Below are 15571 nucleotides of genomic sequence, written 5' to 3'. Positions count from 1 at the left end.
ATCCAGAATCGTACCGTATCGATACCGCCATAATGCAAAATCCGCGGATGCGGCGCTGCCTTCAATGCTGATTTGTTTGGCTGCCCCGATCCAGCGATACGATCATCCGCCAGGTTGGCTTGAATCCAGATTCGGGGCACGCTAAGAACATATAGGGAACGAAAGGAAAGACGATGGCGCAGCTTTCGGTTCTGGAAAAGCTCGAAATCCTCAGCGACGCCGCGAAATATGACGCTTCCTGCGCATCGAGCAGCACCACCAAACGGGATTCGCGTAACGGGAAGGGCCTGGGCTCGACCACGGGTTCCGGCATCTGCCACTCCTACGCGCCCGACGGCCGCTGCATCTCGCTGCTCAAGATCCTGCTGACGAATTTCTGCAGCTTCGACTGCGTCTTCTGCATCAACCGTTCGTCGAGCAATGTCCGCCGCGCCCGCTTTTCGGTCGAGGAAGTCGTCGCGCTGACCCTGAATTTCTACCCCGCAATTATATCGAAGGCCTCTTTCTGTCCTCGGGCATCATCCGCTCGGCCGATTACACGATGGCGGAACTGATCCGTGTTGCCGAAACGCTGCGCCGGCGCCATGCGTTCCGCGGCTATATCCATCTCAAGCTGATCCCCGGCGCGAGCCGCGATCTGATCGAGCGCGCCGGGCTTTTCGCCGACCGGGTGTCGATCAATGTCGAATTGCCGAGCGAGGCGGCTTTGACGCGCTTCGCCCCCGAAAAGCGGGCGGCCGAGATCAAGAGCGCGATGGGCGGCCTCAAGCTGAAGATCGACGAAGCCCGCGAGGAGCGCGACAAGGGTACGAAGGCCCCGGCCTTCTCGCCTGCCGGGCAAAGCACGCAGATGATCGTCGGCGCCGACGGCGCAAGCGACGCCGCCATCCTGAAGCGCAGCGCCTGGCTTTATGGCAGCTTCGGCCTGAAGCGCGTCTATTATTCGGCCTTCAGCCCGATCCCGGACGCCTCGCGCCAATTGCCGCTCCAGCCGCCGCCCCTGATGCGCGAGCACCGGCTCTATCAGGCCGATTGGCTGACGCGCTTCTATGGCTTCGAGACCGAAGAAATCCTCGGGCGCAGCGAGATGCTTGATCTCGATATCGACCCGAAGCTTGCCTGGGCGCTGCGCGAACGCGGCCGCTTCCCCGTCGATGTGAACCGGGCCGGCCGCGAAACCTTGCTGCGCGTGCCCGGGCTCGGCGCGCGCAGTGTCGATCGCATACTGGCCTCGCGCCGTTTCCGCCGGCTGCGGCTGGAGGATGTCGCGCGGCTGACGCGTTCGCTCGCGACGGTCCGGCATTTCATCCTGGCGGAGGGCTGGCAACCGAGCAGCGCGCTCGAAGCCCCCAATCTGCGCGCCCGGTTGATGCCGCCGCCGCGGCAGCTGACGCTGTTCCCGTGATCGCGGCCCGGCTGAACGGGCCTGCCGACTTTGCGGGATGGCGCCGCGAGGCGCGCCGGCTGGCGCTTGCTGGCATCCGGCCGGAGGCCGTCGCTTGGCTGACGGGTGAAGACGGTGCCGACTTGTTCGCGACGGAGCGCATCCCGCCGGCCGATGCCGAATCTGCCGCGCTTACCGTACCCCGCCGCTTCATTGAGCTTGCCGAGAATGTCATCTGCCATCGGGATGCCGGGCGTTTCGCCCTGCTTCACCGCCTGCTGTTACGCCTGCAGCGAGAGCCGCGGCTGCTGGAAGACAGTGTCGATCCCGATGTCGCGCGCGCCGACGCGATGGCCCGCTCGGTTCGTCGTGACCTGCACAAGATGACGGCCTTCGTGCGCTTCCGCGCCGTATCGGGTGCGGGCGAGAACGGACCCTTCATCGCCTGGTTCGAGCCGGAGCACTTCATCCTCGAACGGGCGGCGGCATTCTTCACGGCGCGCTTCGGCACGATGATCTGGTCGATCATGACGCCGCAGGGACCGCTGCATTGGGATGGCACGGTCCTGCAACTCGGCGCAGCCGCCTGCAAAGCCGACGCTCCGGACGGCGATGCCATGGAGACCTACTGGCTCACCTACTACGCCAATATCTTCAACCCGGCCCGCCTCAAGCCGCAAGCGATGAAAAGCGAGATGCCTGCAAAATACTGGCGGAACCTACCCGAGGCCGAACTGATTGTGCCTCTGATCGCAAGCGCAACCCGGCGAGCAGAGGATATGGTCATGCGCGCCCCGACGCAGCCACCCGAACGACATGTCAGGCAGCTTCGGCGCCGGCCCGAGCTTTCCCCCGATGAATCGGCCATCACGTCCTGGCAAGAAGCAGCCATGGCGGCGCAACGATGCAGGCGCTGCGATCTTCATTGCAACGCCACGCAGACGGTTTTCGGCGAAGGCCCGCTGGACGCGCCCGTCCTCTTCGTCGGAGAGCAGCCGGGTGACCAGGAGGACCTTGCGGGCCGTCCGTTCGTCGGGCCCGCAGGGCAGTTGTTCGATCGGGCGATGCGCGAGGCCGGCCTTGAGCGCAGCCGCGCCTACGTCACCAATGCGGTGAAGCACTTCAAATTCCAGCTGCGCGGCAAGCGCCGCATTCACGAGAAGCCCAATGTCGGGGAGATCAGCGCTTGCCGCTTCTGGCTCGATCTCGAATTGCAGTTCGTGAAGCCCCCGCTCGTCGTGGCGCTGGGCGCTACGGCTCTGCGCTCGCTGACGGGGCATGCCGGCTCGCTGGCGAGCGCCCGGGATCGCGAGATGGCGCTTCAAGACGGCACGCCGCTGCTGGCGACCGTTCATCCGTCCTTTCTTCTCCGCCTGCCGGATGAGGAAGCCCGATCTCGTGAGTATGCGCGCTTCGTTGCCGATCTGGAGCGTGTCGGGCAACGGATACTCCGGCACTAGACTATCTCGATCGGGCTGAGGCGCTTTGCCGGGGCTCGCAGATACCGTACGACCGATCAACCACTCTGCTTCCAGGAAAACGGCCTTGCCCGCCAGCGACGTCAATATCGCCTCGCTCCTCTCCGAGATGTTCGATCAGGCGCCGACCTTCATGGCGCTGCTGCAGGGACCGGACCATCGTTTTCAGCTGGCGAATCCGAGCTATCTGGAATTGGCGGGTGGTCGCGATCTTATCGGCAAGACCGTCGCCGAAGCGCTGCCCGAAGCGGACGCGCAAGGCTTCGTCCGGATCCTCGACGCGGTTTATCGATCGGGCAAGGCGTATACGGCGTCTGGCGCAAGATTCGTGATTCAGGCTCGGCCTGGCGGCCCGATTTCGGAGCGTTTCCTCGATTTCGTCTATCAGCCGCTCGTCGGTCCGCAGGGCAATGTGACCGGCATTTTCGTGCAGGGAAGCGACACGACGGAGCGAAGCCTGGCCGAGCGCATTCTGTCCGAGAGCACCGCCCTCTAAAAGGGCCTTTTCGACGCGATCGACGAAGGCTTCTGCATCATCGAGTTCTTCGATGGACCGCACGGGCCCGACAGCGACTACATTCATATCGAGGCTAATGCCGCCTATGCCCGGCATGCCGGGATTCCGAATGTCGTCGGTCAGAAGCTGCGCGAGATGGTCGGAGCTGAAGCCGACGCATGGGTGGAGCGCTATGGCGCCGTCCTCCGAACGGGCACGCCCATTCGCTTTCAGCAGGAGCTCGTCGCCACCGGGCGCTTCCTGGAGCTGGCAGCGATCCGGATCGAGCCGGCTAGCAAACGACAGGTCGCGGTGCTCTTTCAGGATATTACGGCGCGTCGCCAGGCCGAGCTGGCTTTGGCCAAGCTAAACGAGACGCTCGAACAGATCGTTTCGGAACGCACGCAGAAGCTGATCGCTGCGGAAGAGGCTTTGCGCCACAGCCAGAAAATGGAGGCGATCGGCCAGCTGACCGGCGGGGTGGCGCATGACTTCAACAATCTGCTGCAGGTGATTTCGGGCAACTTGCAGCTCCTGGCCAAGGATGTCGCCGGGGACGAAAAGGCCGAGCGCCGCATCGCCAATGCCATGACGGGCGTTGCCCGCGGTTCGAAGCTCGCTTCGCAATTGCTCGCTTTCGGCCGGCGGCAGCCGCTCGAACCCAAGGTCGTCAATCTCGGGCGTCTCGTTCGCGGCATGGACGACATGCTCAGCCGCACCCTCGGCGAGGGCATCGAGGTGGAGACGGTCGTGGGCGGAGGGCTGTGGAATTCCCTGATCGACCCGACGCAGGTCGAGAACGCGCTGCTCAACCTGGCGATCAACGCCCGCGATGCCATGAACGGTTCGGGGAAGCTGACGATCGACCTTGCCAATGCGCATCTCGATGACAGCTACGCCGCCAGGCACCGCGACGTGGCGGCAGGTCAGTATGTCATGCTCGCCGTGAGCGACACCGGCTCCGGCCTGTCGCCCGAGGTGTTGGCGAAAGCCTTCGACCCGTTTTTCTCGACGAAACCGGAGGGAAAAGGCACCGGGCTCGGCCTCTCGATGGTCTATGGCTTCGTCAAGCAGTCTGGCGGCCACGTCAAAATCTATTCGGAACTCGATCACGGAACCACGGTCAGGCTCTACCTGCCCCGATCGTTCCAGAAGGAGGCCGTCGAAACGGCCGTCGACAACAGCCCGATTGCCGGGGGCACCGAGACGGTTCTGGTGGTCGAGGATGACGAGCAGGTTCGCGGCACGGTGATCGAGCTGCTGACCGATCTCGGCTATCGCGTTTTGCGGGCCAGCGACGCGACAAGCGCGCTTCACGTCATCGAAAGCGGCGTCCCCATCGATCTGCTGTTCACCGATGTGGTGATGCCCGGACAATTGAAGAGCCCCGAGCTCGCGAGGCTCGCGCGCGAACGCCTTCCGCATCTCGCCGTGCTGTTCACGTCGGGCTACACGGAGAACTCCATCGTTCATGGCGGCCGTCTGGATGCGGGCGTGGAGCTCCTGTCCAAGCCGTATACGCGGGAAGCATTGGCGCGAAAGATCCGCCTGGTGCTGTCGAGCCAGAAGGCACGCACTCCCCAAAAGACGGATCAGGCGCCAGGTGAGGGCGGCGGAGCAGAACCTGCCGCACCGAAACCTGCGAGCGTCCTGATCGTCGAGGACGACGCGCTGATCCGCATGAACACCTCCGACATCCTTGAGGATGCTGGCTTCTCGATTCTGGAGGCGAGCAGTGCCGAAGAGGCCCTGTCCATTCTGCAGGATCGTCCGGTCGATGTGCTCGTCACCGATGTGAAGCTGCCCGGCGCGTCGGGCGTCGAACTCGCTCGAGAAGCGAGAGAGCAGATCAGCTCGCTCTGCGTGGTGTTTGCGACAGGCGACATCTCGGAGGTGGGCGCCAATGGCGAAGTGGTCGTGTCCAAGCCCTACAGTCCATCAGCAATCATCAATGCGATCGCACGGGCGCGGGGCACATAGATCTGCGCCGTGATCGGCGCAGCGATCAAATCTAATATGTAAATTCTTGGGCCTGAAGGTCGAGAGGTGGCGAGTCTCGGGCAAGGGCCCTGGCGTCGATGGCGAAACATCGCGATGCGCCATGGCTCGCCGACCACCGGGCAATCCTTCCAAAGCGCGTTCTTCCGGAACCTATCCCCAGCGCCAACCGTTTCGCCCTCACTTTCGCTCGCCTGCAGGAGGGGTTCATGGATGGCATTATTTATCTCGTCGGTCTCGTGGTGGTCATCATGGCCATCCTGTCGTTCCTCGGTCTTCGATAGGAATTCGCCATGTCCATGTCTGGAACGGACGTCGTCGTCGCCCCCGTGACCGTCAACAAGGAGAACCGCTCCTATGTGCAGTGGGGGCCGATCATCGGCGGCGCGGTGATCGCGACTGCCATCTCGACCATCATGACGGTCTTCGGCTCGGCGATCGGCCTTTCGATGGTCTCCGCCGATTTCGAGAAGAGCTCCAGTGCCACCGCTCTGGCGGTCGCAGCAGCACTCTGGGCACTCTGGGTCATGGCTTCGGCGACAATGGCCGGTGGCTATCTCGCCGGCCGCATGCGCCAGCCGAGCTTCGACGCCAACGGCGACGAGCGCAAGGTGCGCGACGCCGCCCATGGCCTGCTCGTCTGGGCGACGGGCGCGCTCCTGATCACCTTCGTCGCGACCTCCTCGCTGTTCGGAGCCGCCAAGACGGCCGCCAGTGGCATCGCCAGCGCAAGCTCGGGCGTGGGATCGCTGGTGTCCCAGAATGTCGATCCGCTCGCGATGGCGCTCGACAACGTCATGCGCGCCAACGGTCAGCAGCAACCGACGGCCCAGGAGCGCGACGAGGCCTCCCGGATATTTGTCAACGCGCTGAAGAACGGCAAGATCGAGCCGAGCGACCGGGACTATCTGGCATCGCGGCTGGCCGCGCGGTCGGGCATCAGCGAGCAGGATGCGCAAAAGCGCATCGACGATGCTTATACCCGGCTCTCGCAGGCCAAGGAAACGGCCAAGCAGGTGGCGGAGCACGCGCGAAAGATCGCGGTTCTGACCGCGTTCCTGACTGCGGCTGCTCTGTTGGTGGGAGCGGCCGCCGCGGCCTGGGCGGCGACGCTCGGCGGCGAACACCGGGACCAGAACCTGCGTGTCGAACCGACGCTCTGATTGATCGCAGCACGGCCCGGCTCCACTTCGGTGGGCCGGGCACTTTTTCGTGTCACCGAGACGATTGGATCGCGCGGCGGCGCTGGTCCAGCGGCACCCAGCGATATGCGACGATCGAGCCTCCAACCGAGATCCAAATCGCACGCGTCACGGCGGGTGAGTACCGACCCTGGCGTCAGCCTGTCCCGCTCACCACCTGAACACGCCCTCCGGACCCCGAGCGAAACAGAGCCTCGTGCGCGTCCCATCAGGATCGTGGCAACAATCCTGGACCAGGCGCACATCATAAGTCGGCATAGCATCTGACCGCGATCCCGCCGACCGCAGCAGAAACGCTCTTGCAGTCGAGCCTCGAACCCGTTAAACGTTTTACTGTAAAACGTTTAACGAGGCGCGGATGCAAGGCGGGCGCGTAACGATCCGGGAGGTGGCAGCTCGCGCTGGCGTGTCCATTGCGACCGTCTCGAACGTCTTCAGCGGCAACAAGCCGGTGAATGCCGATCTGCGCGAGCGCGTGCTGAAGGCCGCGGAAGAACTCGCCTATCAGGTCGACCGGGCGGCCTCGCAGCTGCGCTCGGGCCAGGCCCGCGTGGTCGGCGTGCTCGTGCCCGATCTCGACGACGTCTTCTTCACTTCGCTGGTCTCGCAGCTTGAAGTTCTCGCGCAGCAAGACGGCTACGACATTCTTGTCGCGAGCTCCCGTGACGATCTCGGGCTGGAGCAATCGCGGCTGCGCACCCTGTTGGCCTGGCGCCCCTCGGGGCTGATCGCAGTCCCCTGCTCCGATGCGGTTCCGGAAGCGCTACGCAATGAGGTCGGCCGCCTTCCGATCGTTTTCGCCGACCGCGTACAGCCAGAGGGATCGGTCGTCGATACCGTGGCGATCAACAACCGCGAGGCGGGCGAGATCGCGGCGCGGCATCTCCTCGCAAAGGGACATCGCGATATTCTCGTCGCCGCCTCCAGCCTCGGCATCTCGCCGATCCGCGAGCGTGTCCGCGGCGCCTGCGACCTGATCGGGAGCGTGCTTGGCCGAGAGCCGACGGTCGTCGAACTCGGCTCGAACGCCGACCGCGGCGCCACGGCTTTCCTGCAATGGCTCGAACGGCATGCGCAGCCGAGCGCCATCATCGCACTCACCAACGTCACCACGCTGAGCACGCTGTCGGCGCTGGCGCGGCTGCGGATCGACATCCCCGACCCCGTCTCGGTCGTCGGCTTCGACGACTATCCCTGGATGAGCGCTCGCAAGACCGGCCTCACCGCGATCCGCCAGCCGATTGACGAGATCGCCGCAGCCGCCTGGCGGCGCCTGCGTGCACGCATGTCCGGAGACCAGGCTGCCCCCGGGCATTCGGTGTTGCAAGCCAGCCTGCAAATCCGCGACTCCGTGCGCGATCTCACCGCCATCGCGGCGGCTGGCGGCCACGCCGGCGCACCCGATCCACTTCCGGACACGGAGAGACCGACCGCCTCGCCCAAGCCGGTGCACTGACCGACATCCACTGCGGACGCCCCCGTCCGAGCCACCGGGCCGACAGAGCCCGGAGCGAAAGAAGTTTTGGAGGAAATGCGTGCAACTACAGAGAACGGCACGGATATTGCCGCTGCTGGCGCCGGTGCATCTGCTCATCCTGAGCGTGATCGTGCTGCCGTCGCTCTATGTCGTCTGGTTGAGCCTGAACACCTCGAGCTTCGGCCAGGCGCCGAGCTTCGTCGGCTTGCAGAACTACTGGCGCGTCCTCACCGATCCCGCCTTCCGCAGCGCGTTGTTCAATACGGTCGTTCTCGTCGTCGTGGCCGTACATCTGGAGCTTGCCGTCGGGCTGGGTATGGCCCTGCTCTTCGCCAGCGGCCTGCCCTTCCGCCGCTTCCTGCTCGTCGCCGTGCTCGCGCCCTATGCGGTCAGCGAGGTCACGGCGGTGGTAATGTGGCGCTTCCTGTTCGACCCCGATGCCGGGCCGATCACGCTGGCGCTGCGGGCGCTCAGCTTGCCGACGCTCGATTGGTCCTTCGAGCCGTCGCACGCGATGATCCTGATCGGCCTGCTGACGATCTGGCTGCACCTGCCCTTCACCTTCGTCATCGTCTATGCGGCCCGCCTCGCCATCCCCGCCGAGCTCTACGAAGCCGCCCGGATCGACGGCGCGACGCGTTGGCAAGCCTTTCGCCGCGTGACGCTGCCGCTGCTCGGCCCTGCCATGCTGATCGCCCTGCTTTTCCGCTACATCTTCGCCTTCCGCCTGTTCTCGGAGGCCTGGCTGCTGACCAAGGGCGGCCCGGCGCGCTCGACCGAGGTGGTCGCGATCTACCTCTATCAGGAGGCCTTCAGCTTCAACGCCTTCGGCTCGGCCGCGGCGACCGCCTGGATTATGGTCGTGATCTCGCTCCTGCTCGCCGGCGCCTACGTCTTCCTGCTCAAGCGCGGAGGCGTGGCTCATGCGCACTGAGCGTCTCCTCATCGGTGGCGGCAAGGCGCTCGCCGTCGCCGCGATCCTGTTCTGGTCGCTGTTCCCGATCCTGTTCATCGCCCTGTCGTCGCTGAAGCCGGGGCAGGACATCTTCGCCGTGCCGCCGAAATGGCTGTTCACGCCGACCTTCAAGCACTACGTCGAGCTCTGGCGTTCGTGGGGCGTGTTCTTCGAGGGGCTGCTCAACAGCCTGCTGATCACTGTCGGCGCGACGCTGCTCGCCATCGTCGCCAGCGCCTGCGCCGGCTATGTTTATTCGCGGAATTCCGGCCGCTGGCTCAACGCCAGCATGGGCAGCCTGATCATCGTCAGACTGATCCCGCCGATCGTAGTGACGCTGCCGCTGTTCCCGATCGTGAACTGGCTCGGACTCAGCGACACTCATCTCGTGTTGATCCTGCTCTACGCGACCTTCTTCGTCTCGCTGGGCACGGTGCTGATGCGCACATTCATGGACCAGATCCCGCGCGAGCTGGACGAGGCGGCTTCCATCGATGGCGCCAGCCGCATGACCATCCTGCGCCAGATCATCATGCCGCTGGCGATGCCGGGCGTGCTCGCGGTCGCGGTCTTCGTCATCGTGTTCTCGTGGAACGAATTCCTCTTCGCCTTCATCTTCACGGCGACGAAGGCCAAGACCGCCCCGCTCGTGATCTCAGAGATGATCGGCTCCATCGATGGGGTCGACTGGGGGATCCTCTTCGCGGCCGCGACGGTGCAGCTCGTGCCCGTCCTCATCTTCGTCGTCTTCATGAACCGCTACCTCGTGGCCGGACTCACAGCCGGTTCGACGAAGGGATAGCCAACCAAAAAGAGGGAGGAAAAAATGTCGAACAAGCCTGAAACCAAGCTCACCCGCCGTGCCTTCGTCGCCAGCACAGCAGGTGCCGCCGCTGCGCTCGCAATCGCCCCGGCATTCGCCGTCGGCAAGACGCTGAACGTGCTCAGCCACAAGGTCCACCAGACCGTGCTCGGCAGCGGCGACGGCGACCTGATGGCGGGCTGGCGCAAGGCCAATGACGCCGAGACCGCCTTCACGACCTTCGACTCCAATCCTTTGCAGGACCGGCTCTTCCGCGAGGCCAGCCTGAAGGAGACCGAGTACGGTGTCGGCTATCTCATCGACAACCGGCCGACCTCGCAGATCGCCGCGCTGTTCGAGCCTCTGGGCCAGTATCAGGACAAGGAGGGAATCGAGGATTTCGGCGACATCGCGCCCGGCCTAGTGCAAGGCATGACAGTCGACGGCAAGCTGATCGGCATACCCATCCGCCATGCGACGCAAGGACTGTTCTACAACGAGGCGCTGCTGGAGGAGGCCGGCATCTCCGGCCCGCCAACGACTTTGGAAGAGCTGATCGAGCAGGCGAAGAAGACGAGTTTCACCTCCAAGGCCGGCACGCCTGTCACCGGCATGGTGCTGGCGAGCGACCTCGCCGTCTTCCCGGTGATGTTCGCTCGCGCCTATGGAGGCGACTTCATCAGCCCCGACCTCAAGCTGGTGCCGAACCGCGAGGCGCTGGAGCAGGGATTGGCGGCACTGCGTGGCATGTTCGAAGCCGGCAGCCTGCCGCGCAGCTATGCCACGACCAAGAACGACGATCAGGTCACATGGCTCCAGCAGGGCCGCGCCGCCTTCACCGTGCTGCCCTTCGCCCGTGGCGCGCAGCTCAACAATGCCGAGCAGAGCAAATTCCCCGGCAAGATCAAGGCCGTCCCCTTCCCCGGTTCCAAGGCGATCCAGGGCAAGATGCCGATGGCTTCGGTCGTCGAGGCCTGGGCGATGTCGATCCCGAAGAACGCCAGGGACAAGGCGCTGGCCTGGAGCTTCATCAGGGAAGTCTCCAGCAAGCGTGTGACGCTCGGCATGGCCATGAACGGCAACGGTCCGGTGCGGGTCTCGACCTATGCGGACGAGAAGCTGAAGGCCGGCAACGCGCTCGCTGCGGTCGAGGCTAAGGTGCTGGCGACGGCGCGCGGCGCCTTCCCACCCTTCCCGGAAGCGGCCCGCGCGCAGGCGATCTTCCTCGAGGAGGTCCAGCTCGCCGTGCTCGGCCGCAAGCCGGTCAAGGACGCGGTCTCCGCCATCATCGAACGCGTCAAGCCGATGATGCCGGGCTGATCGATCTTCCAACCTGCGGGGCAAGACGCCCCGCAGGCGCATCGCATATCGTCTAACTCTGAAGGACATATCGTCATGTCGACCGCATCGCCCCGCTCCATCGAGGAGCCGGCCCGCTCCATTCCCGTCTCGGCCGAGTACGACGTGCTCGTCGTCGGCGGCGGCCCATCCGGAATCACCGCTGCACTGGCGGCGGCCGAGGACGGCCTGCGCGTCGGGCTGATCGAAAGCCGCAGCTTCGTCGGCGGCAACATGACGATCGGCCTGCCGGTGCTCGGTTTCCTCGGCCAGAAGGGCAACCAGATCATCGATGGGCTGCCGCAGAAATTCATCGAGCGCCTGCGCCGGGAGCGCCAGGGCGCCAGCGAGCACCGGCCCTGCCCGCTCCATATGGGCATCACGCTGGTCGAGCCCGAGGCGGTGAAGACCGTCGCGCTGGAAATGCTGACCGAGGCCGGCGTGGACGTGCTGTTCTACACCTTCTTTGCCGGCGCACTGGTCGAGAACGACACGATCCGCGGCGTCATCACCGAGAGCAAGAGCGGCCGCACCGCGATCCTCGCCAAGGTCGTGATCGACTGCAGCGGCGACGCCGACGTCGCCTACAGCGCCGGGGTGCCGACCGAGAAGGGCAACGCCGAGGGCGGCATGCAGCCGCCGACATTGATGTTCTGCCTCGCCGGTGTCGACACCGATGCGCTGAGGCTTTCGATCGCCAACGCGCCGCCGGCTGCGCGCACCTATCTCACCGACTTCATCCCGGCCGAGTATTTCGGCCAGAACCACCAGTTCATCGTCGTCGGGATGCGCGAGTTGATGGCCAAGGCCAAGGCCGAGCGCGGCCTGAAGATCCCGAACGAGCGCACGATCATCATCACCGGGCTGAAGAAGGGCGAGGTCTGGATCAACATGACCCGCGTCAAGGGCACTGATGGCACCGACGCCCGCAGCTTGACCAAGGGCGAGATCGAGGGCCGCGCCCAGATCGACGACATCGTCACCTATCTCGTGAACTACGTACCGGGCTTCGAGAAGGCCTATTTCACCAAGACGGCGCCCTTCCTCGGCATTCGCGAAACGCGCCGCATCCTCGGCCAATACGTGATGACGCAGGAGGATGTGCTCGCCTGCACGCATTTCGACGACGCCATCGCGGTCGCCAGCTACCCGATCGACATCCACCGCCCATCCGATGACGGCTGCACGCTGATCTGGTGCGGCGACTGCTACGACATTCCCTATCGCTCGCTGGTGCCGCAGAAGATCGGCAATCTGCTGGTGGCCGGCCGCAGCATCTCGGCGACCCATGAGGCGATGGGCGCGATCCGCGTCATGGCGACCTGCATGGCGATGGGCGAGGCCGCCGGCCGCGCCGCCAAGATCTCGGTGCGCGGCAACCGCCCGCCGGCCGATATCGATGTCGGAGAACTGCGCCGCCAGCAGCTCGAACGCGGCGTCTACCTGCGCAATCCCGACGGCACCCGCGCCGGGCCGCCGAACCGTGCCGCGGCCTGACATGACCGGGCATTTCATCGGCATCGACGTTGGCACCGGCAGTGCCCGGGCCGGCATCTTCGACCGGGACGGGCGCATGGTCGCGACGGCCAAGCGCGACATTGCGCTCTACCGGGACGGGCCTGATATCGCCGAGCAATCGAGCGCGGATATCTGGCAGGCCGTCTGCGCCAGTGTGCGCGAGGCTATGGGGCAAACCGGGCTTAGTCCCAACGCGATCGCCGGCATCGGCTTCGATGCGACCTGCTCGCTGGTCGTGCTGGGGCCGGGCGGCACGCCCCTCCCCGTCGGGCCGCATGGCAAGCCCAGCCGCGACATCATCGTCTGGATGGATCACCGCGCCATCGAGCAGGCCGAGCGCATCAACGCCACGCGCCACCCCGTTCTCGCCTATGTCGGCGGCACGATCTCGCCCGAGATGGAAACGCCGAAGCTGCTGTGGCTCAAGGAGAAGCTGCCCGCGACCTATGATGCGGCCTGGCAGTTCTTCGACCTCGCCGATTTCTTGAGCTGGCGCGCGACCGGCTCGCTCGCGCGCTCGACCTGCACGGTGACCTGCAAATGGACCTATCTCGCCCATGAGGAGCGATGGGATGCCGGCTATTTCCGCCAGATCGGCCTCGGTGACCTCCCGGATGATGAATTCAAGCGGATCGGCACCGAGATCGTTCCGGGCGGCACGGCACTCGGCAACGGGCTCACCGAACATGCCGCCGCCGAACTCGGCCTGAACGCCGGCACTGCCGTTGCGGCCGGGTTGATCGACGCCCATGCCGGTGGTGTCGGTTCGGTCGGTGTGCGCTCGCCGCATGGTACGGCGCTGACGCGCATGGCCTATGTCTTCGGCACTTCTGCCTGCACCATGGCCAGCAGCCGCGAGCCGATCTTCATCCCCGGCATCTGGGGGCCGTATTTCTCGGCGATGGCGCCGGGCCTTTGGCTGAGCGAGGGTGGCCAATCCGGCGCAGGCGCCGCCATCGAGCAGCTCATCGGCTTCCATCCCGCGACGCCCGAGGCACGGCACTGGGCCGAGACGCAAGGCATCGCCCTCCCCGGTTGGCTCGCCGCCCGTGTCGCGCAGCATGTCGCCAGCCCCTCGGACGCGGTGCATCTCGCCGAGGGGCTCGTCGTCGTGCCGGATTTCCTCGGCAACCGCTCGCCCCATGCCGATCCGCATGCGCGCGCGCTGATCGCCGGGCTCGGCATGGAGCACGACCTCGATCATCTCGCCGCCCTCTATATCGCCGGGCTCACCGGCATCGGCTACGGCCTGCGCCAGATCGTCGAGGCCAGCCGGGCGAAGGGCGCCGTCGTCGAGGCCATCGTGCTCAGCGGCGGCGCCGGCCGCCAACCCCTGATCCGGCAGCTCCTGGCTGATTGCGCCGGGCTGCCGGTGCTGGTGCCTGATGATGTCGACCCCGTCCTGCTCGGCTCGGCCATGCTTGCCGCAACCGCTGCCGGGGCGTTCCCCGACCTCGCGCAAGCCATGACCGACATGGCGCAGGGTGCAGCCGTCTTCACCCCCGCCGGCGCTGAGATCGCACGGATTCACGATCGACGCTTTACCGCATTCGAAACACTGCAAGGGGCCGCGCGCCAGGCGCGCGAGGTCATCTCGCCCGCCCGGACTCAAGCCTTATCGGAGACCCCGTCGTGACCCAGGAACTGACCGGACAAGTCGCGGCAATCACCGGCGCAGCCTCGGGAATCGGCCTTGCCTGCGCGAAACGGCTGCTCGCCGCCGGTGCCCGCGTCGTCCTCGTCGATCGCGACAGCAAGGCTCTCGCGCAGGTTTGCGAGCCCCTCGGCTCGGCGGCGATCCCGCTCGTCGTCGACCTCAGCGATCCCGCCTCGGTCGCCGGCATGCTGCCTGGTATCCTCGACAAGGCCGGCCCGCTCGACATCTTCCATGCCAATGCCGGCGCCTATGTCGGCGGCCCCGTCAGCGAGGGCGACCCCGATGCCTGGGACCGCATGCTGAACCTCAACGTCAATGCGGTCTTTCGCAGTATCCATGCCGTGCTGCCGCACATGATCGCGCGCAAGACCGGCGACATCCTCGTCACCAGCTCGGTGGCAGGGGTCGTGCCGGTGGTGTGGGAGCCGGTCTATACGGCCTCGAAACATGCGGTGCAGGCCTTCGTCCATGCCCTGCGCCGCCAGGTCATCCCGCACGGCCTGCGCGTCGGCGCGGTCCTGCCTGGCCCGGTGGTGACGGCGCTGATCGCTGACTGGCCACAGGAAAAGCTCGATGCGGAGCGCGCTCGCGGTGGCTTGATCGAAGCTGAGGAGGTGGCGGAGGCCGTGCATTTCATGCTGACGCGGCCGCGCAACGTCACGATCCGCGACCTCGTCATTCTTCCCCAGAGCACTGACCTGTAAGGGAATGCCAAGATCTGCGCGCTCCACCGCCTCGGGGCCGCGCAGCGGGAGCTGACAGGAAAACGCGCGCGGGTAGCAGGGCTGGCAGGTGACAGCGGCCGCCAGAGCGCTGGTTCCGCCACGATGCATGGCACGGGCTCGCTCCGATGCCCGATGGACGACCTCAGGCCGCAGCAGCGTTCGCCGCCGGTGGCCAGCTATGGGTTTCGCCCTTCCGGCGGGATGCCCAGGCATAAAGCGCGTCGTAGATGATGAAGCCGCTCCTCAGGACCTCATGATCATCCGGCGACAAATCGCGCAGCCCCATCGAGATCGCCAGCAGCCCGGCCGATTGCGGCGTGAGATCGTGCCTGTCGGTATCGGCTCCGCGGACGATGGCTGCCACCGTGGCGATGGCCGCATCCTTGGCGAGATCGTGCTTCTCGACGAAAGTGTCGAAGCTGCATCCCTCTCCGACATGCGTGTACTCGACGCCGGGCACATCATAGGGAATGGCACCGGTTTCCTCGGCCACCTTCCGGACCTGGTCCGGCGGCACGAACAGGAACTCGGGTTCCTTGTC

12 protein-coding genes and 2 pseudogenes are annotated in these 15571 nt (G+C 65.6%); 13 read left to right on the top strand and 1 reads right to left on the bottom strand.

The window, feature by feature from the left end; all coding sequences use genetic code 11:
* Positions 1 to 173: 173 nt before the first annotated feature.
* The 13 genes and pseudogenes from AB4Z16_RS19990 (at position 174) to AB4Z16_RS19930 (ending at position 15009) form a co-directional block, all read left to right on the top strand.
* Positions 174 to 1405: pseudogene (locus AB4Z16_RS19990) on the top strand (putative DNA modification/repair radical SAM protein).
* Complete coding sequence (locus AB4Z16_RS19985) at positions 1402 to 2844, top strand: UdgX family uracil-DNA binding protein (protein WP_441513103.1); 1443 nt, start codon at positions 1402 to 1404, stop codon at positions 2842 to 2844. The pseudogene AB4Z16_RS19990 and the gene AB4Z16_RS19985 overlap by 4 nt, the downstream one beginning before the upstream one ends.
* Positions 2845 to 2971: 127 nt before the next feature.
* Positions 2972 to 3358: a PAS domain-containing protein gene (locus AB4Z16_RS19980; protein WP_441513102.1), complete on the top strand. Its 387-nt coding sequence runs from the start codon at positions 2972 to 2974 to the stop codon at positions 3356 to 3358.
* A gap of 87 nt (positions 3359 to 3445) precedes the next feature.
* A pseudogene (locus AB4Z16_RS19975) lies at positions 3446 to 5338 on the top strand (response regulator); the annotation flags it as partial.
* 98 nt (positions 5339 to 5436) lie between these two features.
* Positions 5437 to 5640 (top strand): hypothetical protein, encoded by a 204-nt coding sequence (locus tag AB4Z16_RS19970; protein WP_441513101.1) that lies wholly within the window; start codon positions 5437 to 5439, stop codon positions 5638 to 5640.
* Positions 5641 to 5649: 9 nt separating this feature from the next.
* On the top strand, positions 5650 to 6519 hold the full coding sequence (locus AB4Z16_RS19965) for a hypothetical protein (protein WP_441513100.1): 870 nt from the start codon (positions 5650 to 5652) through the stop codon (positions 6517 to 6519).
* Positions 6520 to 6946: 427 nt separating this feature from the next.
* Entirely contained in the window at positions 6947 to 8014 is a 1068-nt protein-coding gene (locus tag AB4Z16_RS19960; protein ID WP_441513099.1) for a LacI family DNA-binding transcriptional regulator, read from the top strand.
* A 79-nt stretch (positions 8015 to 8093) separates the two neighbouring features.
* Complete coding sequence (locus AB4Z16_RS19955; RefSeq protein ID WP_441513098.1) at positions 8094 to 8969, top strand: carbohydrate ABC transporter permease; 876 nt, start codon at positions 8094 to 8096, stop codon at positions 8967 to 8969.
* A complete protein-coding gene (locus AB4Z16_RS19950) occupies positions 8959 to 9792 on the top strand; it encodes a carbohydrate ABC transporter permease (protein ID WP_441513097.1) in 834 nt (277 codons plus the stop codon). Before AB4Z16_RS19955 ends, AB4Z16_RS19950 begins: the two co-directional genes overlap by 11 nt.
* A gap of 24 nt (positions 9793 to 9816) precedes the next feature.
* On the top strand, positions 9817 to 11112 hold the full coding sequence (locus tag AB4Z16_RS19945) for an ABC transporter substrate-binding protein (RefSeq protein WP_441513096.1): 1296 nt from the start codon (positions 9817 to 9819) through the stop codon (positions 11110 to 11112).
* A 75-nt stretch (positions 11113 to 11187) separates the two neighbouring features.
* Positions 11188 to 12627, top strand: coding sequence for an FAD-dependent oxidoreductase (locus AB4Z16_RS19940; RefSeq protein ID WP_441513095.1), 1440 nt, complete (start codon positions 11188 to 11190; stop codon positions 12625 to 12627).
* Between the two features lies 1 nt (position 12628).
* Positions 12629 to 14284 carry an FGGY-family carbohydrate kinase gene (locus tag AB4Z16_RS19935; protein WP_441513094.1) on the top strand — a complete coding sequence of 552 codons (1656 nt, stop codon included), beginning with the start codon at positions 12629 to 12631 and terminating at the stop codon, positions 14282 to 14284.
* The gene (locus tag AB4Z16_RS19930) at positions 14281 to 15009 is read left to right on the top strand and encodes an SDR family oxidoreductase (RefSeq protein WP_441513093.1); all 729 of its coding nucleotides are present in this window, start codon (positions 14281 to 14283) and stop codon (positions 15007 to 15009) included. The genes AB4Z16_RS19935 and AB4Z16_RS19930 overlap by 4 nt, the downstream gene beginning before the upstream one ends.
* 163 nt (positions 15010 to 15172) lie before the next feature.
* On the opposite strand, the gene AB4Z16_RS19925 is transcribed toward AB4Z16_RS19930, so the two are convergent.
* The coding region (locus AB4Z16_RS19925; protein ID WP_441513092.1) for a chromate resistance protein ChrB domain-containing protein at positions 15173 to 15571 on the bottom strand (399 nt) is incomplete at its 5' end.

The organism is Allobosea sp. TAF32 (genome assembly GCF_052113585.1).
Lineage (GTDB): Bacteria > Pseudomonadota > Alphaproteobacteria > Rhizobiales > Beijerinckiaceae > Allobosea.
The sequence above is the reverse complement of the archived record's forward strand: the minus strand, read 5'-3'. Positions and strand labels throughout refer to the sequence as shown.